The following is a 25,836-nucleotide window of genomic DNA, read 5'->3' as shown; positions in this document are numbered from 1 at the left end:
GCAACCCTCTGGGCCGGGTCTGTTGGCCCCCAGAGCTGCGTCATCGTTCGGTCGTGTATCGACATACGCTCCCTCACTCTTCCTTGCCCTGCGGGCCAACAGCTCCCGGCGCGGACTGCGCGGATGGGCGAGGGAGACTTGCTGTCCTCAGATGGCCAGCCTGGGCCAGCTCCACCGCCGCCGCGCCGATATCGCCAGCGCCGAGCAGCAGCAACAAATCGCCGTCGCGCAGCAGCGCGGGCAGCGTGTCCTTAAGGTCGCGCGGATGATCTACCAACACCGGGTCGACCTTGCCGCGTGCGCGCACCGCACGTGCCAGGGCGCGCCCATCCGCGCCCGCGATCGGTGCTTCGCCGGCGGCATAGACCTCTGTCAGCACCAGCACATCGGCCTCGGCCAGCACGTTGGCGAAATCGTCCAGCAGGTCGCGGGTGCGGCTGTAACGATGCGGTTGGAACCCCACCACCAGGCGACGATCCGGCCAGCCGCCGCGAGCGGCGGCAAACACGGCCGCCAGCTCGCGCGGGTGGTGGCCGTAGTCGTCCACCAGCAAGGCGCTGCCATGATCCAGCGCGATCTCGCCGCGACGATGGAAGCGACGCCCCACGCCCTGGAAGTGCTCCAGCGCACGGGCGATCGCCTCCGCTTCCACGCCCAGCTGCCAGCCGATGGTGGCGGCGGCGAGCGCGTTGAGCACGTTGTGACGGCCCGGCAGGTTGAGCTTGACGTGCAGTGCATCGGCGCGGCCGGGCAGCCACAGGTCAAAGTGCATTTCAAAGCCGTGCTGCGAGAGGTTGCTCGCGCGCACATCGGCATCGGCGGTATCGATGCCGTAGGTCATCACGCGGCGCGTGGTGGACTGGGCCAGCAGCGCCACTTCCGGATCGTCCACGCACAGTACGGCCAGGCCGTAGAACGGCAGGCGGTGCAGGAAATCGCTGAACGCCTTCTTCACCAGGGCGAAGTCGCCGTTGTAGTTTTCCAGGTGGTCGGCGTCGATATTGGTGACGGCCGCGATCACCGGCGAAAGCATCAGGAAGGAACCGTCGGACTCGTCCGCCTCGGCCACCAGGTACTGGCCCGTGCCCAGGCGCGCATTGGCGCCGGCGGCATTGAGCTGGCCGCCGATCACAAAGGTCGGGTCGTAGTTGGCTTCCGCCAGCACACTGGCCACCAGGCTGGTGGTGGTGGTCTTGCCGTGCGTGCCGGCGATGGCGATGCCGCGACGGAAGCGCATCAGCTCGCCCAGCATCTCCGCGCGCGGCACCACGGGGATGCGCGCTGCACGCGCCGCGACCAGCTCCGGGTTGTCCTGATGAATCGCGCTGGAGGTCACCACCACGTCGGCATCGCCGATGTGTTCGGCGGCATGGCCCACGTGCACTTCGATACCCAACTGGGCGAGGCGCTGCGCCGTGGACGAATTGGCGCGATCCGAACCGGACACCGCGTAACCCAGGTTGTGCAGCACTTCGGCGATACCGCTCATACCCACGCCGCCGATGCCGATGAAATGCACGCGACGGAAGGTGGACATCAAGTCTTCATGGGCAAGCAGGCGACGCGGCGTCATGCGGCCACCTCCACGCAGGCGCGCGCGATCACCTGGGCCGCATCGGGCTTGGCGAGCGTACGGGCGGCTTCTGCCATCGCGATCAAGCGTTCGCGATCATCCAGCAACGCTTCCAGGCGCTGCGCCAACTGCTGTACGTCCAGATCTTTCTCCTGCATCAACTCGGCCGCATGGGCGGCGACCAACGCCTCGCCATTGCGGGTTTGGTGGTCATCCACCGCATACGGAAACGGCACCAGCACGGCGCCGAGGCCGGCTGCCGTGAGTTCGGCGAGCGTCAGCGCGCCCGCGCGACATACCGCGAGGTCGGCCCAGGCGTAGGTGCCCGCCATGTCTTCGATAAAGGGCACGATTTGCGCGTCGACGCCGGCTTTGGCGTAGGCCTCGCGCGCCTCGTCGATGCCACGGCTGCCGCACTGGTGCAGCACCTCGGGGCGCTGCGTCGGCGACATCAGCGCCAGCGCCTGCGGCAGCGCCAGGTTGAGCGCGCGCGCACCCAGGCTGCCGCCCAGCACCAACAAACGTGCGCGACCCGTACGACCGGCCATGCGCTCGCGTGGCGCCGGCAGCGAGGCGATGGCGCCACGGACCGGGTTGCCCACCCACTCGGCACCCGGCAGCGCATCGCTGAAGCCCGCCAGCACGCGCTGCGCGTGCGCGGCCAGCTTCCGATTGGTGAAACCCGCCACGCGATTCTGCTCGTGCACCAGCAACGGGCGACCGGTAAGGCGCGCGGCGACGCCGCCCGGTCCAGCCACATAGCCGCCCATGCTCAGCACGCTGCGCGGCTTGACCTTGCGCAGCACGTTCCACGAGGCCAGCAGCGCACGCGCCAGCATCAGCGGCGCCAGCAGGCGCGTCTTCAAACCTTTGCCGCGCAAGCCGCCCACCGGCACGGTGATCAGTTCCACGCCATGCGCCGGCACCACGCGCGTTTCCATGCCGCCTTCGGCGCCCAGCCACACCACCGGCACGCCCTGCGCGCGCAAAGCCTCGGCCACGGCCAGGCCCGGGAAAATGTGGCCGCCGGTTCCGCCGGCCATGATCAGCACCGGCGCGCTCATGGCGTCACCGTTCCGCCGGCCATGGCCGGGTTGGCATCGGGCACGGCCGTGGCCGGCATGCGCGCGGCCATCTGGCGCGCGTCGATGGCGCGATTGATTTCGTAGGTGGTACGCAGCAGCACGCCCGCCATCGCACAGGTCAGCACGATGGACGAGCCGCCGTAGCTGATCAGCGGCAAGGTCAGGCCTTTGGTCGGCAGCGCACCCAGGTTCACGCCGATGGACACCATGGTCTGCAGGCCCAGCATCAACGAGATGCCGAATGCCACATAGCCAGCGAAACGCTGGCCCATCTCCACGCCCTTCAAGCCCATGTAGAGGCCACGCCCCACCGCCAGCGCAAACAGGCCCATCACCAGCAGGATGCCGGCGAGGCCCAGTTCCTCCGAAATCACCGCGAAGATGAAGTCGGTATGCGCCTCGGGCAGATAGGAAAGCTTGAGCACGCTCGAACCCAGGCCTACGCCGGTCCATTCGCCACGGCCAATCGCCATCAGCGACTGGGTCAGCTGAAAGCCGTCGTTGAACGGGTCGGCCCACGGATCGATGAACGAGGTGAGGCGGCGCATGCGATAGGGCTCGAACTTGGCCACGAACCACAACAGCGCCACCACGGGCAGGCCCATCACACCCAGATACACAGGCTTGGCGCCACCCAGCCAGATCATGCCAATGGTCACCGCGATCATCAGCGTGGCCGAGCCGAAGTCGGGCTGCAGCAGCAAAAGCACCACGAACATGCCGGCCACCATGATGGGCTTGAACAAACCCCAGAACGAGGTTTCCACGCTTTCGCGGTGACGGATGAGGTAGCTGGCGGTGTACACCACCATGATCAGCTTCACCGCTTCCACCGGCTGGAAGCTGGTAATCAGGAAGTTCAGCCAGCGACGCGCGCCGTTGATGCGCATGCCAACGCCGGGCACGAACACCATCAGCAGGAGCAGCACCGCACCGCCCAGCAACAGGTAGGCATTCTTTTCCAGCAGCTTGAGCTCGGTGCGCATGGCGATGCCCGCCAGCACCATGCCCAGGCTGAGGAACAGCAAGTGCTTCTTGAGGAAGTAGAACGCGCCGATGTGCTGGCTATCGGCCACGGCGATGGAGCTGGAGGTAACCATCACCACCCCGATGCACGCCAAACCGACGAGCGCGACCACCAGCGGCATATCGAAGCTGCCGCGGGGTCCCTGTCGTCGTTTGGCCTGGGTGGTGTCGAAGAGCATGGTCAGCGCACCTTCAACGTGGCGAGACCGATCAGCACCAGCACAACGCTGATGATCCAGAAGCGCACGATCACACGAGGCTCGGGCCAGCCCTTGAGCTCGAAATGGTGATGAATTGGCGCCATGCGGAACACGCGCTTGCCAGTCATCTTGAAGCTCGCCACCTGGATCATCACCGAGGCGGTTTCCATCACGAACACGCCGCCCATCACCAGCAGCACGATCTCCTGGCGCACGATCACGGCGATGGCGGCCAGCGCGGCGCCGATGGCGAGCGCGCCGACGTCACCCATGAATACCTGGGCCGGATATGTGTTGAACCACAAGAAGCCCAGGCCTGCACCCGACAGCGCGCCGCAGAAGATCGCCAACTCGCCTGCACCGGGGATGGAAGGAATACCCAGGTACTCGGAGAACACCTTGTTACCTGCCAGGTAGGCGAACACGCCCAGCGCGCCGGACACCAGCACGGTCGGCATGATCGCCAGGCCATCCAGGCCATCGGTGAGGTTCACCGCGTTGGAGAAGCCCACGATCATGAAGTAGGCCACCACCACGAAGAGGACACCCAGCGGAATCGCGACCTGCTTGAACAGCGGCACATACAGTGCGGTCTCCGCCACCGGCAGGCTGCCATTGGCGTGCGGCGCGGTGTAATAAAGAAACAGCGCTGCAGCCAGGCCGAACACCGACTGCCAGAAATACTTCCAGCGGGAAGCCAGGCCACGGCTGTCCTTGAGCACCAGCTTCTTGTAGTCGTCGTAAAAGCCGATCACGCCAAAGCACAGAAGCACCGCCAGCACCAGCCACACATAGCGGTTGTGCAGATCGGTCCACAGCAAGGTGGACAAAGTCACCGCCAGCAGGATCATCACACCGCCCATGGTCGGCGTGCCGGCTTTGGACAAATGCGTCTGTGGGCCATCCTTGCGCACCACCTGGCCCGCCTTGAGGTCGGCCAGCTTGCGGATCAGGTTGGGGCCAAACAGCAACGACATAGCCAACGCGGTGAGCGCGGCCATGATCGTGCGGAACGTGATGTACTGGAACAAGTGCAGGGCGGTGAAGTGCCGTGCCATCCAGTCTGCGAGTTCAAGCAGCATCGGATGTGCCCTCCCCTTTTCCATGGTTGTCGCGAATGGCGGCCACCACCTGATCCATACCCGACGAACGCGAGCCCTTGATCAGGCAGGTCACGCCGCCGTGCAGGTTTTGCTTGAGTACGGCGATCAACGTCGCCTTGTCTTCGAAATGGACACCGCCTTCGCCAAACGCCTGAGCGGCGGCGGCACTGAGCGGCCCCACGGCGAACAGTCGATCGATGCCGCGCTGGTGAGCGCGCTCGCCGATGCTCGCGTGTAACGCCGCGGCGTTGTCGCCCAGCTCAGCCATATCGCCCAACACCAACCAGCGCTGGCCAGAGGCCAGCGCCAACGTATCAATGGCGGCGCCGACAGAACCGGGGTTGGCGTTGTAGCTGTCGTCGATCAGCGTCCAACCGCCGGCCATGCGCTCGAACTGCAGGCGTCCGGCAACACCAGGCACCTGCTCCAAGCCCTCGACAATGGTGTCCAGCGGCACGTCCAACGCAAGCGCAATGGACGCCGCGGCCAGCGCGTTGGCGATGTTGTGGCGGCCGGCCAGCGGCAATTGAACCTCGGCATCGCCCACCGGCGTGCTGAGCAGAAAGTGCGAACCATCCACGCGCTGATCCAGGATGTCCGCGCCCACATCGGCCTTGTGGTCCAACCCAAAGCGCAACTGGCGACGCGTGCCGGCCAGCCCCGTGAAGAAGCTGGCGAACGCATCGTCCGCATTGATGATTGCCACACCGTCCACCGGCAACGCCTGGTACAACGCGCCCTTGGTCTCGGCCACGCCTTCCACGCTGCCCATGCGCTCAAGATGCGCCGGCGCGATGGTGTTCACGAGGCCAATATCGGGCCGCGCAATGGCAGCGAGATAGGCGATGTCGCCCGGCTTGCCCGCGCCCATTTCCAGCACGGCGTATTCCGTATCCTGCGGCATCGCCAGCAAGGTGAGCGGCAAGCCCAACTCGTTGTTGTAATTGCCCGCATTGACGTGCGTGCGGCCGTGGCGCGACAGGATCGACGCCGTCAGCGTTTTCACCGTGGTTTTGCCGTTGGAGCCGGTAATGCCGATCACGCGTACGTTGCTCTGCGCACGCACCGCACTGGCGAGGTCGCCCAGTGCCAGTTCGCTGTCGTCTACCAGCACCTGCGGCAGATCGAACTCCACCTTGCGTGTGACCAGCGCGGCCACGGCGCCGCGCGCCTTGGCTTCGGCCAGAAAATCGTGGCCGTCCACGCGCTCGCCCTTGATGGCGACGAACAGGTTGCCTGGATGGAGCTTGCGTGTATCGATGGCGACGCCGCTGATATCCACGTCGGTGCCGATCAGGCGACCGCGCGTCCACAGGGCGATGGCGCTAAGGCGCATCATGCGTGCACCTCCAGCGCCTGACGGGCCACGGCCAGGTCGTCGAACGGACGCTTGCCCTGCGCGCCTTCCTGGTAGGTCTCATGTCCCTTGCCGGCGATCAACACCACATCACCCGCCTTGGCGGACGCCAGCGCCTGCTGGATCGCCTCGGCGCGGTCACGCTGCACGATGGCGTCCTGCGGATGCGACAGGCCGGCGACGATCTGCGCCACGATGACGTTGCCGTCTTCGCCGCGCGGGTTGTCGTCGGTCACGATGATGCGATCGGCCAAACGTTCCGCGATGGCGCCCATCTGGGGGCGCTTGCCCGCATCGCGCTCGCCGCCGCAGCCGAACACGCAGATCAGGCGACCCTCGCAATGCGAACGCAGTGCGTTGAGCGCCTGCTCCAGCGCATCCGGGGTGTGGGCGTAATCGACCACCACCAGCGGCAGGCCATGGTTGCCGCCCAGGCGATTCATGCGGCCGTTGATCGGCGCCAGCGCCTCCACGGCTTCAACCATGCGCGGGAACGACTCGCCCAGCGCACCCAGGCTGCCCACCACGGCCAGCAAGTTGGCCACGTTGAAGCGGCCCAGCAGGCGGCTGCGAACTGCCCGCGTGCCCCAGGGTGTGTGTAGCGTGAAGGCAAGGCCCTCGGCCGAGGTCACAACGTCGGTGGCGCGAATCTCCGCCGTGGCGTCGCCTTCCGCGCTCAGGCGCAGCACGCGCTTGCCGGCCGGCATCTGCGTGGCGAGCGAGCGACCAAAGGTGTCGTCGACATTGATGGCCGCCGCCTTGAGCGTGGGCCATGCGAACAGCTTGGCCTTGGCGGCGCCGTACGCCTCCATGCTGCCGTGGTAATCGAGATGGTCGCGAGTGAGGTTAGTGAAGGCAGCCACCTCAAAGGCGACCGACGCCACGCGGCCCTGTTCCAGCGCATGCGAGGACACTTCCATCGCCACGTGGCTTGCGCCCTGTTCGCGGAACGAGGCGAGCAAACCCTGCACGCTGATCGCGTCGGGCGTAGTGCGCTCGCCTTCGCTGATCTGCCCATGCAAGCCAGCGCCCAACGTGCCGATGGTGGCCGCGCAATGCCCCAGGTGCTCCAGCGCCTGCGCCAGCAACTGCACGGTGGATGTCTTGCCGTTGGTGCCCGTCACGCCGATCACGTGCAGCGCACGGGACGGGTGATCGAAGAACCGCGCGGCGATCTCGCCCACCTGCGCGTGCAGGCCGTCGATCCACAGCACGGGCACATCAAGATCGACCGGGTCCGTTGCCGGGGCTTCCGCCAGCACGACGCGCGCGCCGCGCGCCACCGCGCCCGGTGCAAAGTGGATGCCGTGCTCACGCGTGCCGCGCAGCGCGAAGAAAGCGTCGCCAGGGCGCACCTGGCGCGAATCCAGGCTGAGCCCAGAAACGACGATATCGCCGACACCAGGAGCGTCGGCGATGCCGTGGAGGAGCTGATCGAGGCGGGCGCTCATGGTGTGGCCCCCTCGATCGGTGCGTCGTCTACTGTTTCGACGACGGGTTGTTTCGTACTCGTCAAACCGTTCTGTCCTTGCAGCGGCCCGCCGACATACCAGCGGCCGATGTTGTCGGGAGGCACGTCCATGAGGCGCAGGGCGCCGTCCATGACCTTGGCGAACACGGGGCCGGATACCAGCGCGCCGTAGTAGCTGCCCTTTTTCGGGTTATCGATGACCACTACCGCAGCCATGCGTGGATTGGATGCCGGCACGATGCCGGCGAAGGCGGCGCTGTAGTTGTTCTTGGCGTAGCTACCGCCCTGGGCCTTGTGTGCCGTACCCGTCTTGCCGGCCACGCCATAGTTGGCGATCCAGGCATACGGTGCCGCGGTGCCGCCGGGCTGGGTCACGGACACCATCATCTGCACCAGCTCATTGGCGATCTTGGGGTCGATGATCTGCTTGGCTTCGTTGTCCGAACCCTTCACGAAGGTAGGCAGGTGCATCACGCCGTTATCGGCGATGGTGGCGTAACCGTTGGCAAGCTGGAGAGGAGTGACGTTGAGGCCGTAGCCATACGCCAGGATGGCCTTTTCCAGCATGCCCCAGCTCTTGCCCGCCTTGAGGTAACCCGAGGCTTCGCCCGGAAAACCGCTATTGGTGCTGGAGCCGAAACCGAATGCGCGATAGGTGTCGTACATCAGGCCGGTATCCAGGGTCATCGCCACCTTGGCGGCGCCGATGTTGCTGGACTTGGCCAGGATGCCGGTGGGCGACAACATGCCGTAGGCGTGCGTGTCGCGGATATCGTGCGAGATGTAATAGAAGTGGCCGTTGCCCGTATCCACCAGCGGGCCCGTCGGCGTGTACTTGCCGCTGGACAACGCAGCGGCCATCACGAACGGCTTGATGGTGGAGCCCGGCTCCACCACATCGGTCATCGCGCGATTGCGGCGACTGGACGGGCTGCTGCTGCGCAGCGCATTCGGGTTATAGGTGGGCCAGTTCACCATGGCCAGCACTTCGCCGTTGCGCACGTCGATGATCACCATGGAGCCGGAGTCCGCGTCGGACTGCTCGATGGTGTTCTTGAGCTCGTTATAGGCCAGGAACTGGATGCGACGATCGATGCTGAGCGTAATGTCGCGACCTGGCTGCGGCGCCTTCACCAGCTCCACGTCTTCCACCACGTGGCCCATGCGATCGCGGATCACGCGCTTGGCGCCCGGCTTGCCGGCCAGCCAGTCGTCGAAGGCCAGCTCCAGGCCCTCCTGGCCGTGGTCGTCAATATTGGTGAAACCCAGCACGTGGGCCATCACCGGGCCCGACGGATAGAAGCGGCGGAACTCGCGCTGACCGTTCACGCCCGGCACGGCCAGGTCGAGCACCGCTTGCGCCGCATCGGGCGACATCTGGCGCTTGAGGTAGACGAACTCGCGCTCCGAGCGCTGCATCAGGTACTGCTTGAGCGCATCCGCATCCATGCCGATCGCGGCGGCCAGCGCAGGCAGCTTGTCCTGGTTATCCAGCACCTCAGACGGGTTGGCCCAGATCGACACCACCGGCGTGGACACCGCCAACGGCTCGCCATTGCGATCGAAGATGGTGCCGCGCGACACGGCAATGGGCACTTCGCGCAGGATGCGCGCGTCGGCCTGGTTCTGATAGAAGCCCTTGCGCACCACCTGCATGTCGAACGCACGCGCCACCAGGCCCAGCGACGCCAGGCCCAGCACAGCCACCACCAACACCATGCGGTTGCGGGCGCTGGGGCCCGTGCTGCGACGGCGAGTGGGGTGAATGGCGGGACGAGGGCGCGGCTTCATCGACGCACCAACTGAATGTCTTGCGGCTTGGGATTGACCATGCCGAGCCGCTGCCGCGACTCGTCATCCACGCGACGCGGCTCGGCCCAGGTGGCCTGTTCCAGCTCCAGCTTGCCGTACTCGACATTCAGCTCGTCGCGCTGGTTCTGCAGGCGAGTGAGTTCGACGAACAACACGCGGCTCTGATGACGCGTCCACACCACGGCAATGGCGCTGGTCAGCACCGCCGCGATCAGGATCATCATAAAGAGGCCGCCCAGTACCTTCATGCGAGCTTCTCCGCCACACGCAACACCGCCGAGCGAGAGCGCGGATTGGCGGCCTGCTCGGCCTCGGACGGAAACTGCGCCTTACCCACCGGCGCCAGGCGCGCAGGCGCCGCCACTACCGGCGGGCCACGGCGGCTGCCTTGCACGCGACCGGAATGATCGCGAATGAACAGCTTTACCGCGCGGTCTTCCAGCGAATGAAAACTGATGATGGAAAGGCGACCTCCCACCTTGAGCAGGGACAGCGCCGAATCGAGCGCGTGGTCCAGCGCATCCAGCTCGCCGTTCACGCGAATGCGCAAAGCCTGGAAGCTGCGCGTGGCCGGGTGCTTGCCCGGCTCCCGACGCCCCACGACGCGCTCGATGAGCGCAGCCAACTCGCCGGTGCGAGTAATGGGGCTTTCGGTGCGTCGCTCCACGATGGCGCGAGCGATCTTGCGGCTGAAGCGCTCTTCGCCGTAGGTCCACAGCACATCGGCAATGTCCTTCTCCGAAGCGTGCGCGAGGAAATCCGCCGCGCTCTCGCCCTGCGTGGTGTCCATGCGCATATCCAGCGGCGCATCGGCCATAAAGCTGAAACCGCGCTCGGCCTCGTCCAGCTGCGGCGAGGACACGCCCAGGTCGAGCAGGATGCCGTCCAGCCCGCCGGCGGTTTCTTCCCACTCGGCCATGCTGGAGAAATTGGCGTGGCGAATGGACACGCGCGGATCATTGCCAAACTCGGCCTGCGCCGTGGCGATGGCTCGCGGGTCGCGATCCATCAGCAGCAGACGCCCCTCGGGGCCCAGGCGCGACAGCACGGCGCGAGCGTGGCCGCCGCGTCCGAAGGTGCCATCGAGATAACGCCCGCCTGCCTGCACGGCGAGTCCCTCCACTGCTTCACCCAGCATCACCGGGATGTGCACTAACTGCTCGGCCATGCCGCCCGCACTCCCGCTCCGTCCCTTCCCGTTAACTCCGCTGCGCCATAACCGTGGCCGGTTACAGCGACAGCTCCGCCATCTCGTCGGTGATCTCGTCTTCGCCGATGGTCTGGCGGATCTTGGCCAGGTGGGCCTGTTCGCTCCAAAGCTCGAACTTGTTGCCCATACCCAGCAGAACCGCCTTCTTCTCGATACCCGTGGTGGCGCGCTGACTGGCAGGCAGCAACACGCGTGCAGCGCCGTCGGGCTCGACCACGGCGGCCGCACCCACCAGCTTCATCTGCATGTCGCGATGAGCCGCCTTGACCTTGGGCAGCGCGTTGACCTGGTCGCGCACCTTTTCCCACTCCGCGTACGGGAATACCCACAGGCAGCCCGACTCGAAGGGGTTGTAGGTGATCACCAAACGATTGGCGCAGGCGTCGGCCACCAACTCGCGGTACGCGGTCGGAATGGCCAGCCGGCCCTTGTCGTCAACAGTGATGGCGGTTTCGCCCTGGAACACGACCGATAGGCTCCACGAATTCCCACGATTTCACACAGGAACCCACGATAGTCTCGCCCCCTGAGACTGTCAAGGTAATTTTGCTTGTGAATCAATGAGAAAGGCGGCGATATGGCAGCAATTCCAGCCTTTTATGAGGAAACCGCCCAAGGTGTTTGAATGGCTGGGTTTTTTTCAAGATCGCCATCACCTCATTACCGCCCTTGGGGGCGCCGCCGAAGCCCTTCCACGGAGCCGGGATGAACCGCCTGTTCATGCCCGCCGCCACACGCCCATCGACGCTCCGGCCGAGGGGCCGAAACGTCGATGAGCGGGCGTGAAGAGGGGGAGTCGGCCTATAAGCCGGGTTCTGTACGCCTTGCGGCGCGACAGTCATTCCTCTCGGCCTGGCGTCACCGCCAGGCTCCAGCAACCTACCCGGGAACAACGCGGGCCGCGTTATCGTTCCCCTATTCGGTCTTGCTCCAGGTGGGGTTTACCGTGCCATGCGGCGTTAGCCCCGCACGCGGTGCGCTCTTACCGCACCCTTTCACCCTTACCACGCACACCCGAAAGTGCCGTTCGGCGGTCTGCTCTCTGTTGCACTGGCCGTCAGCTCACGCTGCCCAGGCGTTACCTGGCACCTTGCCCTATGGAGCCCGGACTTTCCTCGATGCGCTTGCGCGCGACGCGACTGTCCGGCCGACTCCGCCGCACATTGTAGTGGAACGCGGCGCTCATGGGGCCTGAGAAACACCGGCATCCTCAACAAAGCCAGCGCCTTTAGGACGAGCCTTGAAGGCAGCGCCCGCGCCCATCGCCGCCGACGCCCTGACGAACCCTTCTCAACCCTCGTACAACAACTTGCGCGGCGCCCCGGTAATGGCTGCCGCGAGCTTGGCCGCCTTGGCCGGTGGCAACTCCTCGCGCAGGATGGCGAACACGCGACGCCCTTCCGCCTCGCGCGCATCGGTTTCCTCACCGCGCCCTGCCACCAGGATCACGCACTCGCCACGCTGCTGGTCCGGGTCGTTCGCCACGCGCTGAGCCAACTCGCCCAGCGGCTCACCCAACACGGTTTCGAACAACTTGGTCAGCTCGCGCGCCAGCACGCCCTCGCGCGCGGGGCCAAAAACATCGCGCATATCCGCCAGGCTTTCGGCCACGCGGTGCGACGACTCATAAAAGATAAGCGTGCGCGCATCCCCCGCCAGCTCCTGCAAGCGGCTGCGCCGCGCCGCCGCCTTGGGCGGCAGAAAACCTTCGAACACAAAGCGATCACTGGGCAAACCCGCCACCGACAGCGCCGCAATTGCCGCGCAAGCACCCGGCACCGGCACACAACGAATGCCGGCCGCACGGGCGGCACGCACCAGGCGAAAGCCCGGATCGCTGATCAACGGCGTGCCCGCATCGGAGATCAACGCCACCGATTCACCACCCTGCAAGCGGCGCACGATGGCATCCACCACCTCACGCTCGTTGTGCTCATGCAACGCCACCAGCGGCGTGGCGATGTTGTAGTGCATGAGCAGCGGACGGCTGTGGCGCGTGTCCTCCGCCGCAATCACCGCCACCGATCGCAAGGTTTCGATGGCGCGCGCGGAAAAATCGTCGCGATGGCCGATGGGCGTGGCAACAACCCACAATTGGCCGGGCTGAATCTGTGACATCTTGCTGTTTCCTGCACCGCGAGGCGGCGACCCAATGGGCTATCATCGCCCATCCGCCGACCCTGTCGTCAAAAAGCTCGAAGGGATTTGACCATGCGCTTGCATCGCGCCGCAGGCCTCGCCCTGCTGATTTCCTTGGCCCTCAGTGCGTGTGTGCCGCCGACCATCGAGCGCTCGCCCGCCGAGATCGCCGCCAGCCAGCAGGCCGATACCCTCGCCCAGCAGGGCAAGTTCGAAGACGCCGCCCAGGCTTACCTGGCCCTGGCGCAGACCGGCAGCAACCGCGACCACTATCAACTACTCGCCGCCGAGGCCTACCGCCAGGAGGGCCAGCTCGATCGCGCCACTCCGCTGCTCAGCGCCATCCGCCGCCAACACCTCACCGGTGACGAACCCTCGCGCCTGGATCTGCTGCAGGCCGAAGTGGCACTAAAGCAGCACGACGCCGCCCGCGCCCTGCAGCTCACTACCCAGCCGAACATCAGCGTGCCGCCCGCGCTGCAACTGCGCCTGCTGGAACTGCGATCGCAGGCCATGCAACAAACCGGCGACCTGTGGGGCGCCGCGCGCTCGCGCGTGGAGATGGACGACAAGCTCACCGGCCTCGACCAAACCCAAAACCGCAAGCAGGTCGTATCGCTGCTGACCAAGCTGGGCGCCGAGCCGCTCAAGCAACGCGCTGCCGCCATGCAACAGGGCGATCGCATGCTGCCGTGGGTCAACGAAGCCCTCACCCAGCTAGGCATTGCCGTGGCCCGCCCAGCGCCGTCGCTGGAGCAGGAAGTGGGCACCATGATTCCGGGCGAAGGCGCAAACGTACGCGAGGGCTTCAAAATGCCCACGCACGTGGCCCTGCTACTGCCCACCACCGGCAACCTCGCCGCCGCCAGCAGCGCCGTGACCGAAGGCTTCTTTGCCGCCTATGCCGATGCTGGACGCAACCACCTGCCGCGCCCACCCGTGCGCGTGTACGACACCGGCGGCACGGCGCCTGGCGCCATCAAGGCGTATCAACAAGCCGTTACCGACGGCGCGCAACTGGTGATCGGGCCGCTCACGCGCGGCGAAGTGTCTGCCCTGTTCGGCCTGCCGCAGCTACCCGTCACCCTGCTCGCCCTCAACCACCCCGACGACAAGAGCCTGCCCGCCAACGGCGTGAGCGAGTTCGGCCTGCTGCCGGAAACCGAAGGCGCGCAAGCGGCCGACCACATGGTGGAAGGCGGGCTCACCAGCGCCTACGTCATCGCAAGCAACGACGACTTTGCCCAGCGCGCCGCCAAGGCCTTCAAGGCAGAAATGGAAGCACGCGGCGGCAAGATCGCCGGCATGGGTACCCTTGCTGCCAGCGGCGTCAACTATGCATCGACCATCAGCGGCCTGGGCATGCCCAGCAACGCGCCAGATGCCGAAGCACCGACCGGCACCGGCCTCTTCATCAGCATGAAGCCGCAGCAGGCGCGATTGCTGCTGCCGCAACTCAAGCTCGCACGCATCGGCCTGCCCGTTATTGGCACCTCTCATATCTATGCGGGCCAGGACGATGCCGGCGCCAACCGTGACCTGGATGGCGTGGAGTTCTGCGACGCACCCTGGCTGTTCGACGTGCAGCCCGGCCTGCCCAACCACGGCGACATCGCCGCGCAACTGCCCAGCGCGCGCGGCACCTCCGCGCGCCTGTTCGCCTTTGGCATGGACGCGTGGAACCTCGCGCCCTACCTGGATTGGCTGCGCGCCCACCCGGGCAGCTACCTGCCGGGCGCCAGTGGCCAGCTCACGGCCGACCAGTTCGGCCGCATTCGCCGCGTGCTGGTCTGGGCCAAGTTCCAGGATGGCCTGGCACGCCCGCTCAACGGCAGCCTGCAAATGGATAGCGCCCCGGCACTGGCCCCGCCGACCGACACCAACGAACAGCCGACCCAACACTGATGCGAGCCGCAGGCGCGCTGTTTGAACAACGCGCCTGCGACGAACTGCGCCGCGCCGGCCTCACCCTGCTGGCGCGCAACTACACCACCCGCTACGGCGAAATCGACCTGGTCATGCTCGACCAAGGCACCGTGGTGTTTGTGGAAGTACGCCATCGCCTGAGCCCCAGCCGCGGCGACGCCGCCGCCTCGGTCACCCGGGGCAAACAGGCCAAACTCATCCAGACGGCCGAACTGTGGCTCGCCAGCCACGCCCAACACGCCCATCGTGCATGCCGCTTCGATGTCGTCGCCTACGATGGCCCCATCGAGCACGCCACCATGCGCTGGTGGAAACGAGCCTTTGAGGCGGGTTGAACCCACGTCGCAAACCACCCACAACGCATACCTGATGCCGCGCCCAAACCACATATGGATGGAATGATGGTTCGCCCAGCTATCGACCCCGCGCTTGTCTTTGCATGGCAAGCAGCACACTCGCTGGCGCGAAAGTCGCCACCACCCGTGCGCGACCGCGGCGGCTTTAGAGTGGACACCCACTCGGAAAAGGAACACATCCGCTGGGTGTTTCCCACGCTATGCGACGGCCTGCGTGACATCGCGCGTGATATTTCGAGCCCGCGACATTACCTAAAGCTATGCGACACCAACCAAGCGTTGCAAAGCACCCTTCCCGCGAGGTGGGTGGTTCAGCCGCAAAACTACTTCATGGAGGCGATTGCACCCGCTGGCGAAACCGGCCCCTTGCCAGATGGCTACACCCTGCAAGTCCACCAAGACAGCTCCGTGACCCAAGTGCATATTGTTGCGCCCAACGGGGAGCTCGCCGCCAACGGCACGGCAGCGGAAACCATGGATGCTTTCGTCTACGATCGCATCGAAACCGCACCCGATCACCGGCGAAAGGGGCTGGGCATAGCCGTTATGACTGCACTTGCATCCGCAAGGAAATTCGCCAGCAACCCTCAACTTCTGGTGGCGACGGAAGATGGCCGCAGCTTGTACGCACGCCTTGGCTGGGCGGTTATCTCGCCCTTCGCAACCGCCACCATCCCCGACCCGACCATCTAACGAGATGGCAGACAACGGGGCTCACGGCGCAATCGCAGAACCCCGGCGCCGCCCGCACAAAACATCCGTTAGCTTTTTGCTCGACTGGCGTTGACGTAACTAGCTGGATGCATGGGCACCAGGCCGCACCCCAATCCACGCGCGCAGTCCAGCGCAACTCAACCGAGCCACACCCAAGCACAACGCAAGACACACCTACTGGGAGCACATAGATGAAACGCCGATGGATTCTCTTGTTGTGCCTTACCCTGCCCTCATTCGCCGGCTTGGCAACCGCCGCATCCGCGCCACCCGCCGGACACATCACCGGCGTGGGCGGCGTGTTCTTCAAAGCGAAAGACCCAAAGACACTCGCCGCGTGGTATCGCGACGTACTTGGCATGCCCGTGGAAGCCTGGGGCGGCGCAGCGCTCCGCTATGACGCACCCAAGCACCCGCCCGCACTCGCATGGAATGCGTTTCCCGCATCGACAAAATACTTCGACCCATCCACCAGTGGATGGATGATCAACTACGCCGTAGACGACATGGATGCGCTACTCGCACGCCTGCACGCCAAAGGCGTCACCATCCTCAAGCGCGACGACAGCGACCCCAACGGCCGCTTCACCTGGATACAGGACCCCGAAGGCAACAAGATCGAACTCTGGGAGCCTAAGCATTAGTTATCACGACAAACAGCCGGTTTACATGATGGACGATTGTTTTGCCGTCTCGGTCGACGGGGCCCCGAAAGAGGCAAGTTTCCACGGATGCCCTTAGCCTCGTTGATCTTCAGTTAGGTCTGCATGCGACCCGAATGCAGACCGTTTCTGCCACTACAACGTCAAACTGGACAAAGCGACAACGAGCCGAGCATGAAGCTTCGAATGAGTCGTTCGATCCTGATCCCCCTCGTGCTGTACCCGGTCATATGGGGTGGAAGCTACCTGGCATCCGGAAGCCAAGTCGTTGCTACGACGATCACGGGGGCCGTTTTCATCCTCGGAGTATTTGGCCTTCTGTACACGTAGTCCGAGATTCATCATCTCGCCCAAGGTCCACTTCCGCACCCCATAGCGGACCCAAGTCATGAACTCTCCGAACGCAACCGCCACCGAATGGGGGTATTCATACGAGTCAATAACGGGGCCCGATTAAGACGCCGCCTTTCTTTCAAATCCCGGGAAAAGGAAAGGAATACGCGCTCCGGCGATTCTTCTTTAAGCCGACTGCATCCGTTGCCCTCCGTTCTCCGTATCTAAGAATGCTTCCAACCGGAAGTCGCTTGCTACGGAGATAATCATGAAGAGCAACCAACGCGTGCGTTCGATGCTGGTGGGTGTGGCTCTGGTGCTGGGCGTCACGGCGTTCTCACCTTTGGCCATCGCCGGAACGATGGATGCGCCGGCGTCCGTGATGGTGGGTGGAGCAGCGATGTATCCCACGAAAAACATCATCCAGAACGCGGTGAACTCCAAAGACCACACCACGCTGGTGGCTGCGGTAAAGGCAGCCGGGCTGGTGGACACCTTGTCCGGCCCCGGACCTTTCACTGTCTTTGCACCAACCAACGAGGCGTTTGCCGCGTTGCCGGAAGGCACGGTGGATACACTGCTAAAGCCGGAAAACAAGGCAAGCTTGGTCAAGATCCTTACCTATCACGTGGTTCCGGGGCGGATCACGGCGCAGGACCTAGCCACGAAGGCAGCAGCCGGCGGTGGAAAGATCGAGCTCAAGACGGTACAGGGAGAAACACTGACCGTTAGCAAGGAAGGCGACCGCTGGGCCGTCACGGATGCAAAAGGCAACACAGCTCACGTCACCATTGGCGACGTGATCCAGTCCAACGGTGTGATTCATGTGGTCGACAAGGTGCTGATGCCCTGACGGGAAGTCGCTGCCAAGCATCCTCGGGACCGGCAGGACATACCGTGCCCGCCTCGACAGCAAGAAACGGCGTCAGGCTCACTTACTACGCCATCAGAAGTGAACCTGACACCGCTTTCGCTTGGTCTTCGCCGGGTAGCGTGTCATGTCTGCTCCCGCTGAATCCGCAACTCACTGTCGACCATTCAAAGTCAGAGGGAACTGGAGTGCGAACATGACAGATTGCGTTTCAATGGAGACCACACCAAGGGAAGGTCTGATTAAATGACATTTTGGTCGTCATTCCTGCGAACCCCCAAAAGGTGGCGAGAGCAGGAGGGGCTTTTCAGCAGCCAAAGGGCCAGTCATCCAGTGCCTTCGCGCTCAGGCGCTTACAGGCGCTGGACCCCAGCATTCGCTGGGATGACGATCAAAATCAGAGCATCCCAAAGGAGGCGCCCTGAAGCCGTTCTGCGCTGCCTTCCATGTTGAAGCATCCCGTCTCCTCAGCATCGAGAGCACCACCTAGTAGCCAACCAGGCCACGCTCCCGCCCCCACACGACGGCGGCACTGCGTCGATTCACGCCGATCTTTGCGTACAGGGTTGCCACGTGGTTACGCACTGTATGACGGGAGAGCTTGAGGGCGGTCGCGATACTTTCGTCGTTGTTCCCCTGACAGATCAGTGTCAGAACCTCCCGCTCGCGCGGCGTCAGGTCGGCAAGCTCCATCGTGACCTGGGGCCCTATTTCCGTCCGTCGTACCTGGGCCAGCTTCTCCATTACCGATTGGGAGAACCACGACGCATCCTTCATAACGGCGTCGATTGCCGCAACGAGATCCATCTCCGAGCGTTTGCGATCGGTGATGTCCTGCATGACGCAGAGCGCGCATGCCTGGCCTTGAATAAGCACGGCGTCGGCCGAAAACAGGCAGGCCATCACGACCTTTTCGCTAGTTTGCAGAGAGACCTCCTGGCTACGGATAACATCGCCCGTGCTCAGCTGCTTCTGCAACTCGCGATGATACTTGTCGTCAGTCCATAGGTTTACGTGCATGGGCGACTTACCTATGACTTGTTCCGCGGGATAACCCAAGCCTGCGGTAAAAGCTGCATTGACTTCGAGAATGCTTAGCTCGGGCAACGCACACAACATCATGGGAACGGGCGCAAGGCGGAAGGCTTTGGAGAAGCGCTCTTCGCTCTGGGCCAGGGCTGTCTCGGCCTTCTTGCGTGCATCCAGGTCGATGAAGGTGAAGAGCATGCACCTCTCATCCTCGATTTCGATTGGCTGACCGGCCACGATCACGAACTTCTCGACGTCTTTCGTGGGCAAGCGGAGCACGGCCTCCCGCTGGGAGATCGTGCTCCACTCCTGCAGGCACCGGATAGCGCCTTCGCGGTCGTCGGTGCCCTCGAGTACGTCCAGTTTATAGATGGATTGGTTGAGCACCGCATCGCGCTCGTAACCCGTCATCTCCAGGAAGCCCTGATTGACCTTGATGTATTTCAGGGTCGAAAGCTGGCATATCAACGCCGGAGCGGGGTTGGCATTAAATGCGCGCTCAAAGCGCTCCTGAGCACTGAATTGCTCGGTGAGATCCTGGATGATCAGCACCAATGATTCGCGGGAACCCGCGGCGTTGGTGAGTGCAAGGCTGTGCACCTGATGAATGCGGAAGAAGTCGCCGTCGTCCGCGCGCGTCACCTCCACCACCACGTTGCGGAAGGTCTGGCCATCCAGCACTCGTTCGGTCGGATACTGGTCAGGCTTCAGGCGATGGTGGTTTCGATACCTCAGCACAAATTTCTTCTGGTACTCCGTGACATTCGCGCCAAGCTCCGCCGTGGTTTCGACGCCATGCATTTCAAGCGCCATGTTGTTGGCCCAGACAATGGAGAGATCCGGGTCGATCACCACAACGCCCTCGGCGAGCCCGGCAATGAGCTGTTCAAGCTGGTGCCGATCAACTTTTGGGGTGTCGGTGGTCGATTCCATGGCGTGAATCGCTCTGTTGGTATGCATGATCTTTGTGCGGCACCGAGGTACCGACCAGGGGCTGAAAGTACTAGATCCACCAGTATCTTTTGATCTGGTGACCGCATGGTGAAGCGCCTAGGTTCAATAGGCCATCGACTTCCCGATGGCGCGTCCCAAGACCGAGGTGCATACCCATGAATACGAGCCATAAATCGCATTCGCAGCATTCGGATGAGCGCAAACCCCGTCCCCCGCAACGGGATGACGACAAGCAACACACCGACCATCAAAAGCATAGCCAGCCGCAGCAGCCAGGTCGGCACGAACAGGATCACGGTGCGCCGACCAAGAAATAAGGCGCTTGCGACCCACTGATTCTACGCACAGAAGGAAGCTCCCCCCATGCGACCCTTATTCACTCTATCGTCACTGGCATTGGCAGGCGTTTTGTTCCTGAGCAGCGCAGCGGATCGTCACCAGCTTGCCTATGCGCAACCGCAGGATGCGAGCCGGTCCAGCTCGAATCAACCCACGACGGATACGTGGATCACCACCAAAGTGAAGGCAGAGCTGGCAACCACGGACGGCGTGAAGAGTGCCGACATTTCCGTCACAACACTGAACGGCGCCGTCACCCTGACGGGTGTGGTCGCGAGCGATGTCGTGGTGAAAAAGGCCGTGGCCGCAGCACGCAGCGTCAAAGGCGTGACCTCGGTGGACTCCTCTGGCCTGAAGACCAGCAACTAGTCGAGTGGCCACGGAACATACCCACACGTATCACGCAACACATTTCCCCGGAGGTTCAACCATGAACGAAGACAAGATCAAAGGTCAGTGGAAGCAGCTCAGCGGCAAGATCAAGCAGAAGTGAGGCAAGCTGACGGACGATGACATGAAAGTCGCCGAAGGCAGCACCGAATATCTCGCTGGCAAGCTGCAGGAACGCTATGGCATCGCCAGGGACGAGGCTGACAAGCAGATCGAGGAATTCGATAAGACCCTGTAAAAGGGCCGACGGTCCGGGGGCGGCTTAACGCCGCCTTCCGGTCCGCGCAAAGGAGGCAAGTGGCATCGAAAGTCGATGCCTCATCCACGGCTCGCGGTGATGTAACCCGGGCCTCGTCATCCGCTCGTACTCATCGACAGAAACAGGAGAATCGCGTGCTCCATTGGGCCATCGTGTTTTTCATTGTTGCCATCATCGCGGCGATCCTCGGCTTCACCGGCATCGCAGCAGGCGCTGCGAGCATCGCCAAGATCATCTTCATGGTCTTTCTCGTGCTCTTCATACTCTCGCTGGTCTTCGGCGGCTTGCGCCGTGGCCCAAAGCTTTAGGGAAGGTCTGATTAATCGACTTCTTGTCCGTCATTCCTGCGGACCCCAAAAAGGGGGCGAGAGCAGGAGGTGCTTTCTAACAGCCGAAGGGCTGGTCATCCAGTGTCTTCGCAATCAGAGAATGACAGGCACTGGTTCCCAGCCTTCGCTGGGATGACGATCAAAATCAGAGTTTCCCTAGGGAAGGTCTGATTCGACGACAAGTTGCACCTCATTCCTGCGAACCCCAAAAGGGGCAAGCCCCGTTTTTGGGACTTGCCCCCCTTTTCGGGCTTACCCCCTTTTGGGGTTCGCCGGGATGACGATCAGCATAAGCGCATCCCTCGGCGGGCATTTGCAGATCCAAGCGATGATCGCGTGGGCTTAGCTTTGCAAACTAAGCAGTGATCCAATCGCTAAAGTGGCAATGTCCCTGTTGTCCACGGAACGTTCCGCTTGCGACTGATACCTCAACCAGCGGTTGCGAACCACGGCGAAATCGCTCGACCAACAGCCGCGCATCCCACGCTCGCGGGCGAGCCGCGCACCGCCTTCCCCCTAGCCCGCTGACAGCGCATGCCGCCTCATTTGCGCGCCGGGACCGCATGGCTTGGCGCGCTGTTAGCTGACAAGGTGTTCGGCGGGGCTCTGTTACTTTTTGTCTCGTTGCGCGTGGGGTGTCTCTGAATCCGCGCTGCGCGCAACCGTGGCCTTTGGGCCGCGAGGCGCGGGCCGTGAGTGTCTCACCACTCACGACCCGCTAACCATCACCAACTATGCAGGAGTTGATCATGGCTATCCACGATCATACGGCACGCGCACGCCCGTCTTTCCCACTAGAGGCTACGCACGCGACCTCCGCCGACACGCTGGCTCCCCCAGCTGAGGTTGGGGACGCAGAGCAGCGGTTGTTAACGCTGATCGGTATTGCCCGCTCCGCAGACGCCTTGCTGGGTCTGCTGATGGATAGCGAGGAGGCTCTCCTCGCCCCGTCGCGCCGAGGTTCCCAGCCGGTACGCCAGCTTGCCCTAACCCCGTTGGAATCCGCGGGGTTATCGTTGGCTGTGCATTACCTGCACACCTACGCGCGCTTGTTGGGCCAAAAACCCGCCGCCAGCACCTGACCCGTCCGTTGATCGCCCTCGCGGCGCACCGGGCGTGTTGCCGGTGTGCCGCACCTTGGCGATCACTTACGACTAAACCGGGCAGTTGCCTACATCTATCGCTGCGCTCGCGCCGGCGTGTTTAAGCGTGCGCGCACATCAACTAAGGACAGTGATGAGTCGGATTCCCCTCTCACCGCGCATGTACGTCAGCCGTGTGCTGGCCGTGCGCTCACCCGCGCAGGTGCTGCTGCACGATTACATGCTGCCGGATGACCTCACCTTTGCGCAGACGGCGCGGCGCATCGGCATCACCAGCGCGCAGTTAAAGGATTGGATGATGAATGGCAAGCCGATGACACTCGACTTGGCGAAGATGTTTGCGCGCGCGTTCAACACCACGGCGTTGTACTGGATGGTGTTGCAGGCGCGCCTGGAGCTGGAGGAGCCGACGTACGGCGCGTCGCCTTAGACGCCGGCATGGCCCCATTCGTTGAACGTGCGGGTCATGCCCTGGCCCGTTGGGGCGTTGGGCGGCCAAGGGGCGACATGGCTGGCTGCCTTGCACTTGGCCTTCACCTGTAGCATTCCATACCTGCGCCATCGCACGCCTTGGACTCTCCATGCTTCGCACGCTGATCAAACTCGGCAAGTGGACCGCACTGGTAGTGCTGATTTTTCTGCTGTCGGTGCTCGCGATACGCGCGTGGGATTCGCAGCGCGGTGCGCCCCTGGCGGTGTGGCAAACCTATGTGCCGCACGAGCTTACCGCCGAGCAGATCGATGCCACCGACTGGGCGGGCTACCTGGCGGCCGAGCAGCGCGTGTTTGATGAGGTGCGCACACACGTGAGCGATCAGCTCACGCCCGCGCAGCGCGTAGCCACCAATCGCTATTTCGATGGCTCACCGCTCTACCCTGGCCATTTTGCGCACGATTGGAACCACTCTTACGTGTTACAGCCCGCCGGCGCGCCGCTGGGCGCGGTGGTGCTTATTCACGGCCTTACCGATTCGCCGTACAGCCTGCGCGACATAGCGGAGCTTTATCGCGCGCGCGGCTTTGTGGCCATTGGGCTGCGCGTGCCGGGGCACGGCACGGTGCCGGCCGCGCTCACCGAAACGCAGTGGCCGGATTGGCTGGCCGCCACACGACTGGCCATGCGCGAGGCCCGGCGACGCGTAGGGGCGAATCGCCCCATCCACATCGTGGGTTACTCCAACGGCGGCGCGTTGGCGGTGAAGTACGTGCTGGATGCCAGCCAGCACAGTGAGCTGCCGATGCCCTCGCGGCTGGTGTTGCTCTCGCCGATGATCGGCGTGACGTCGTTTGCCCGCTTTGCGGGGCTGGCAGGCCTGCCAGCCGTGTTGCCACCGTTTGCCAAGGCGGCGTGGCTGGATGTGGTGCCCGAGTACAACCCGTTCAAGTACAACTCGTTTCCGGTGAACGCGGCGCGGCAGTCTTACCTGCTTACCGATGTGGTGCGCAGCCAATTGCTGCGCATGGCGCGCGAGCATCAACTTGCCCGGCTACCACCCATGCTCACCTTTCAATCGGTGGTGGACGATACAGTGCGCGCCTCTGCGGTGATGCGCACACTGTATGCGCAGTTGCCGGCGAACGGCAGCGAGATCGTGTTGTTCGACGTTAACCGTAACCATCGGTTCGACTCGTTGCTACGTGCGAGCGCGTTGCAGGCTTTGCAACAGTTGTTACCGCCCGCGCCACGGCGCTACCGCACCACCATCATCGCCAACACGGCTGTGGACGACAGCCGCACCGTCACCCGCACCACCGAAGCCAACCAAACCACGGTGGAGGAAGCGCCGCTGTCTATCCGCTACCCCGACGACATTTTTTCGCTGTCGCACATTGCACTGCCCTTTCCGCCCACCGACCCGCTGTACGGCACCGAGCCCGACACCCGCGAAAATTACGGCGTGCGACTGGGCACGCAGGCGCCGCGCGGCGAACGCGGCGCGCTGGTGCTCAACCTGGATGCCGTGCTGCGCATCAGCTCCAACCCGTTCTACCCGTACGTGCGCGAGCGCATCGAGGCGGTGATCCCCGACCCTGCCGCCAGCGTGGCCACGTCGCCGTAAACGGCCGGCGGTGGGATACTGGCGGGCATGAACCTGCCCGATACCCTGCTTGCCACGCTGCGCGAGCATTTTGACGCCCAGGCGCTGACCACCGAGATGGGCGAGCGCCTGGCGTATGCCTATGACAACTCGCGCCGCAACGCCTTGCCCGATGCGGTGGTGTTTCCCACCGAGCATGCCCAGGTGGAAGCCCTGGTGCAGGCGTGTCGCGCGCATCGCGTGCCGGTAATCGGCCGTGGGCGCGGCACCAACACCACGGGCGCTACGGTGCCGGTGGCCGGTGGTGTGGTGGTGAGTTTCGAGCGCATGAACCGCATTGTGCGCATCGACCCGGAGAACCGCCTGGCCGTGGTGGAGCCGGGCGTGTTGAACGGCGACCTGCAGGCGGCGTTGAAACCGCACGGCTTCTTTTGGCCGCCGGACCCGACCTCCTCGCCCTGGTGCAGCATCGGCGGCAACCTCGCCTGCAACTCCGCCGGGCCGCGCACGGTGAAATACGGCAGCCCGCGCGAGAACACGCTGGGGCTGCGCGCGGTGGCCGGTACGGGCGAAGGGTTCCGCTGCGGTACGTACACCAGCAAGGGCGCCACGGGCTACGACCTCACCCGCCTGCTGATCGGCTCGGAGGGCACGCTGGCGCTCATCACCGAGGCCACGCTCAAGCTCACGCCGAAACCTTCCGGCTTGCGCACCATGCGCGCTACGTATCGCGACGTGAGTGCGGCGGCGCGCGCAGTGGCGCGCATCATGGCGCAGCCGGTAACGCCATGTGCGCTGGAGTTCATTGACGATGTAGCGCTCAAGCTTGCGCGCGATCACAGTGGTGACAGCGTGCCGGTGGCCGGCGCCATGCTGATGATCGAGGTGGATGGCGAGCCCGACACACTGCCCAGCGCAGTGGAGGCGGTGTCACGCGCCGCACGCGGCGATGGCCTGGAAGACCTCAAGGTGGCCGAAACCGCGGAGGAAACCGCCGCGCTATGGTCTGCCCGCAAGGCGCTGTCACCCGCTCAGCGCACTATTTCGCCCAACAAGATCAATGAGGATGTGGTGGTGCCGGTGAGCCGTCTGCCGGAGTTGGTGGATGGCATCAAAGCGCTCTCCAAAAAGCACGATGTGCTGATCGTGAGCTTTGGCCACGCCGGCAACGGCAACCTGCACGTGAACCTGCTGCCGCGCGACGACGCCGAGCGCGAACGCGCACACGCCTGCCTGGCCGAGGTGTTCGCGTTGGTGATTGCGCTGGAGGGCACACTCTCGGGTGAGCACGGCATTGGGTTGGTCAAGAAGGAGTTCATGCCGCTAGCGCTCGCGCCGACCACGCTGCATTTGATGCGTAACGTGAAGGCGGCGTTCGACCCGGAGGGCATTCTCAATCCGGGTAAGTTGTTGCCTTGAGGTAGGACGTTTTTTGTTGGGCGCTGGCGGGGTGTGCGTGTCGCGCTGATTGACGACGCGCCGCTGATGGTCGGGCAATCGGTGTGGAGCCAAGGCACTGGATCCCCGCTTTCGCGGGGATGACGGTGAGGGGTGGG

General features: G+C 64.0%; 24 protein-coding genes and 1 other RNA gene. 12 read left to right on the top strand and 13 right to left on the bottom strand.

Features of this window, described 5'->3' with window-relative positions:
- Positions 1-73: 73 nt before the first annotated feature.
- The 12 genes from murC to rsmI all read right to left on the bottom strand — a co-directional run bounded on the left by murC (position 74) and on the right by rsmI (position 12,955).
- Positions 74-1,573 (bottom strand): UDP-N-acetylmuramate--L-alanine ligase, encoded by a 1,500-nt coding sequence (gene murC / locus AC3G2C_RS05625; RefSeq protein WP_488383631.1) that lies wholly within the window; start codon positions 1,571-1,573, stop codon positions 74-76.
- Positions 1,570-2,637, bottom strand: a complete 1,068-nt coding sequence (gene murG / locus AC3G2C_RS05620; protein WP_488383630.1) for an undecaprenyldiphospho-muramoylpentapeptide beta-N-acetylglucosaminyltransferase — start codon at positions 2,635-2,637, stop codon at positions 1,570-1,572. Before murG ends, murC begins: the two co-directional genes overlap by 4 nt.
- Positions 2,634-3,863 carry a putative lipid II flippase FtsW gene (ftsW, locus tag AC3G2C_RS05615; RefSeq protein WP_488383629.1) on the bottom strand — a complete coding sequence of 410 codons (1,230 nt, stop codon included), beginning with the start codon at positions 3,861-3,863 and terminating at the stop codon, positions 2,634-2,636. Before ftsW ends, murG begins: the two co-directional genes overlap by 4 nt.
- A 2-nt stretch (positions 3,864-3,865) precedes the next feature.
- Complete coding sequence (gene mraY / locus AC3G2C_RS05610; RefSeq protein ID WP_488383628.1) at positions 3,866-4,966, bottom strand: phospho-N-acetylmuramoyl-pentapeptide-transferase; 1,101 nt, start codon at positions 4,964-4,966, stop codon at positions 3,866-3,868.
- Complete coding sequence (locus AC3G2C_RS05605; protein WP_488383627.1) at positions 4,956-6,326, bottom strand: UDP-N-acetylmuramoyl-tripeptide--D-alanyl-D-alanine ligase; 1,371 nt, start codon at positions 6,324-6,326, stop codon at positions 4,956-4,958. Before AC3G2C_RS05605 ends, mraY begins: the two co-directional genes overlap by 11 nt.
- A complete protein-coding gene (locus tag AC3G2C_RS05600; protein ID WP_488383626.1) occupies positions 6,323-7,795 on the bottom strand; it encodes a UDP-N-acetylmuramoyl-L-alanyl-D-glutamate--2,6-diaminopimelate ligase in 1,473 nt (490 codons plus the stop codon). The genes AC3G2C_RS05605 and AC3G2C_RS05600 overlap by 4 nt, the downstream gene beginning before the upstream one ends.
- Entirely contained in the window at positions 7,792-9,606 is a 1,815-nt protein-coding gene (locus tag AC3G2C_RS05595) for a peptidoglycan D,D-transpeptidase FtsI family protein (RefSeq protein WP_488383625.1), read from the bottom strand. The genes AC3G2C_RS05600 and AC3G2C_RS05595 overlap by 4 nt, the downstream gene beginning before the upstream one ends.
- A complete protein-coding gene (gene ftsL / locus AC3G2C_RS05590; RefSeq protein WP_488383767.1) occupies positions 9,603-9,866 on the bottom strand; it encodes a cell division protein FtsL in 264 nt (87 codons plus the stop codon). Before ftsL ends, AC3G2C_RS05595 begins: the two co-directional genes overlap by 4 nt.
- Before the next feature lie 5 nt (positions 9,867-9,871).
- A complete protein-coding gene (gene rsmH / locus AC3G2C_RS05585) occupies positions 9,872-10,795 on the bottom strand; it encodes a 16S rRNA (cytosine(1402)-N(4))-methyltransferase RsmH (protein ID WP_488383624.1) in 924 nt (307 codons plus the stop codon).
- 61 nt (positions 10,796-10,856) lie between these two features.
- Entirely contained in the window at positions 10,857-11,303 is a 447-nt protein-coding gene (gene mraZ, locus AC3G2C_RS05580) for a division/cell wall cluster transcriptional repressor MraZ (protein WP_488383623.1), read from the bottom strand.
- Positions 11,304-11,625: 322 nt separating this feature from the next.
- Positions 11,626-11,992, bottom strand: an RNA gene (gene rnpB / locus AC3G2C_RS05575) — RNase P RNA component class A.
- A 135-nt stretch (positions 11,993-12,127) separates the two neighbouring features.
- Positions 12,128-12,955, bottom strand: coding sequence for a 16S rRNA (cytidine(1402)-2'-O)-methyltransferase (gene rsmI, locus AC3G2C_RS05570; protein WP_488383622.1), 828 nt, complete (start codon positions 12,953-12,955; stop codon positions 12,128-12,130).
- Positions 12,956-13,048: 93 nt separating this feature from the next.
- On the opposite strand from rsmI, the gene AC3G2C_RS05565 reads away from it, so the two are divergent.
- The 5 genes from AC3G2C_RS05565 to AC3G2C_RS05545 all read left to right on the top strand — a co-directional run bounded on the left by AC3G2C_RS05565 (position 13,049) and on the right by AC3G2C_RS05545 (position 17,820).
- Positions 13,049-14,881, top strand: coding sequence for a penicillin-binding protein activator (locus AC3G2C_RS05565; protein WP_488383621.1), 1,833 nt, complete (start codon positions 13,049-13,051; stop codon positions 14,879-14,881).
- Positions 14,881-15,237 carry a YraN family protein gene (locus AC3G2C_RS05560; RefSeq protein ID WP_488383620.1) on the top strand — a complete coding sequence of 119 codons (357 nt, stop codon included), beginning with the start codon at positions 14,881-14,883 and terminating at the stop codon, positions 15,235-15,237. Before AC3G2C_RS05565 ends, AC3G2C_RS05560 begins: the two co-directional genes overlap by 1 nt.
- 171 nt (positions 15,238-15,408) lie before the next feature.
- Positions 15,409-15,951 carry a GNAT family N-acetyltransferase gene (locus tag AC3G2C_RS05555; protein WP_488383619.1) on the top strand — a complete coding sequence of 181 codons (543 nt, stop codon included), beginning with the start codon at positions 15,409-15,411 and terminating at the stop codon, positions 15,949-15,951.
- 212 nt (positions 15,952-16,163) lie between these two features.
- Positions 16,164-16,616 (top strand): VOC family protein, encoded by a 453-nt coding sequence (locus AC3G2C_RS05550; RefSeq protein WP_488383618.1) that lies wholly within the window; start codon positions 16,164-16,166, stop codon positions 16,614-16,616.
- A 637-nt stretch (positions 16,617-17,253) separates the two neighbouring features.
- Positions 17,254-17,820 (top strand): fasciclin domain-containing protein, encoded by a 567-nt coding sequence (locus AC3G2C_RS05545; RefSeq protein WP_488383617.1) that lies wholly within the window; start codon positions 17,254-17,256, stop codon positions 17,818-17,820.
- A 504-nt stretch (positions 17,821-18,324) separates the two neighbouring features.
- Here AC3G2C_RS05545 and AC3G2C_RS05540 read toward each other — a convergent pair.
- The gene (locus tag AC3G2C_RS05540) at positions 18,325-19,800 is read right to left on the bottom strand and encodes a PAS domain S-box protein (RefSeq protein WP_488383616.1); all 1,476 of its coding nucleotides are present in this window, start codon (positions 19,798-19,800) and stop codon (positions 18,325-18,327) included.
- Positions 19,801-20,184: 384 nt separating this feature from the next.
- Here AC3G2C_RS05540 and AC3G2C_RS05535 point away from each other — a divergent pair, with 384 nt between their 5' ends.
- From AC3G2C_RS05535 to AC3G2C_RS05505, 7 genes are all read left to right on the top strand, one after another.
- On the top strand, positions 20,185-20,529 hold the full coding sequence (locus AC3G2C_RS05535) for a BON domain-containing protein (protein ID WP_488383615.1): 345 nt from the start codon (positions 20,185-20,187) through the stop codon (positions 20,527-20,529).
- Between the two features lie 145 nt (positions 20,530-20,674).
- Positions 20,675-20,788, top strand: a complete 114-nt coding sequence (locus tag AC3G2C_RS05530) for a CsbD family protein (RefSeq protein WP_488383614.1) — start codon at positions 20,675-20,677, stop codon at positions 20,786-20,788.
- Positions 20,789-20,943: 155 nt separating this feature from the next.
- On the top strand, positions 20,944-21,117 hold the full coding sequence (locus AC3G2C_RS05525; RefSeq protein ID WP_488383613.1) for a DUF1328 domain-containing protein: 174 nt from the start codon (positions 20,944-20,946) through the stop codon (positions 21,115-21,117).
- 770 nt (positions 21,118-21,887) lie between these two features.
- Complete coding sequence (locus AC3G2C_RS05520) at positions 21,888-22,220, top strand: hypothetical protein (RefSeq protein WP_488383612.1); 333 nt, start codon at positions 21,888-21,890, stop codon at positions 22,218-22,220.
- Between the two features lie 154 nt (positions 22,221-22,374).
- Positions 22,375-22,671: a helix-turn-helix transcriptional regulator gene (locus AC3G2C_RS05515; protein ID WP_488383611.1), complete on the top strand. Its 297-nt coding sequence runs from the start codon at positions 22,375-22,377 to the stop codon at positions 22,669-22,671.
- Between the two features lie 151 nt (positions 22,672-22,822).
- Positions 22,823-24,301, top strand: coding sequence for an alpha/beta hydrolase (locus tag AC3G2C_RS05510; protein WP_488383610.1), 1,479 nt, complete (start codon positions 22,823-22,825; stop codon positions 24,299-24,301).
- 27 nt (positions 24,302-24,328) lie between these two features.
- Entirely contained in the window at positions 24,329-25,699 is a 1,371-nt protein-coding gene (locus AC3G2C_RS05505; protein WP_488383609.1) for an FAD-binding oxidoreductase, read from the top strand.
- The last annotated feature ends 137 nt before the right edge of the window (positions 25,700-25,836 follow it).

Source organism: Frateuria sp. sgz306004, from assembly GCF_057750885.1.
Note: the sequence above shows the minus strand (reverse complement) of the source record. Positions and strands in the feature narration are given on the sequence as shown.

Bases quoted from the DNA above. Each gene is read 5' to 3' on its own strand.
- murC (WP_488383631.1), bottom strand. From the start codon at position 1,573: ATGACGCCGCGTCGCCTGCTTGCCCATGAAGACTTGATGTCCACCTTC.
- murG (WP_488383630.1), bottom strand. From the start codon at position 2,637: ATGAGCGCGCCGGTGCTGATCATGGCCGGCGGAACCGGCGGCCACATT.
- ftsW (WP_488383629.1), bottom strand. From the start codon at position 3,863: ATGCTCTTCGACACCACCCAGGCCAAACGACGACAGGGACCCCGCGGC.
- mraY (WP_488383628.1), bottom strand. From the start codon at position 4,966: ATGCTGCTTGAACTCGCAGACTGGATGGCACGGCACTTCACCGCCCTG.
- AC3G2C_RS05605 (WP_488383627.1), bottom strand. From the start codon at position 6,326: ATGATGCGCCTTAGCGCCATCGCCCTGTGGACGCGCGGTCGCCTGATC.
- AC3G2C_RS05600 (WP_488383626.1), bottom strand. From the start codon at position 7,795: ATGAGCGCCCGCCTCGATCAGCTCCTCCACGGCATCGCCGACGCTCCT.
- AC3G2C_RS05595 (WP_488383625.1), bottom strand. From the start codon at position 9,606: ATGAAGCCGCGCCCTCGTCCCGCCATTCACCCCACTCGCCGTCGCAGC.
- rsmH (WP_488383624.1), bottom strand. From the start codon at position 10,795: ATGGCCGAGCAGTTAGTGCACATCCCGGTGATGCTGGGTGAAGCAGTG.
- rsmI (WP_488383622.1), bottom strand. From the start codon at position 12,955: ATGTCACAGATTCAGCCCGGCCAATTGTGGGTTGTTGCCACGCCCATC.
- AC3G2C_RS05565 (WP_488383621.1), top strand. From the start codon at position 13,049: ATGCGCTTGCATCGCGCCGCAGGCCTCGCCCTGCTGATTTCCTTGGCC.
- AC3G2C_RS05560 (WP_488383620.1), top strand. From the start codon at position 14,881: ATGCGAGCCGCAGGCGCGCTGTTTGAACAACGCGCCTGCGACGAACTG.
- AC3G2C_RS05550 (WP_488383618.1), top strand. From the start codon at position 16,164: ATGAAACGCCGATGGATTCTCTTGTTGTGCCTTACCCTGCCCTCATTC.
- AC3G2C_RS05540 (WP_488383616.1), bottom strand. From the start codon at position 19,800: ATGGAATCGACCACCGACACCCCAAAAGTTGATCGGCACCAGCTTGAA.
- AC3G2C_RS05535 (WP_488383615.1), top strand. From the start codon at position 20,185: ATGCGACCCTTATTCACTCTATCGTCACTGGCATTGGCAGGCGTTTTG.
- AC3G2C_RS05530 (WP_488383614.1), top strand. From the start codon at position 20,675: ATGAAAGTCGCCGAAGGCAGCACCGAATATCTCGCTGGCAAGCTGCAG.
- AC3G2C_RS05520 (WP_488383612.1), top strand. From the start codon at position 21,888: ATGGCTATCCACGATCATACGGCACGCGCACGCCCGTCTTTCCCACTA.
- AC3G2C_RS05515 (WP_488383611.1), top strand. From the start codon at position 22,375: ATGAGTCGGATTCCCCTCTCACCGCGCATGTACGTCAGCCGTGTGCTG.
- AC3G2C_RS05510 (WP_488383610.1), top strand. From the start codon at position 22,823: ATGCTTCGCACGCTGATCAAACTCGGCAAGTGGACCGCACTGGTAGTG.
- AC3G2C_RS05505 (WP_488383609.1), top strand. From the start codon at position 24,329: ATGAACCTGCCCGATACCCTGCTTGCCACGCTGCGCGAGCATTTTGAC.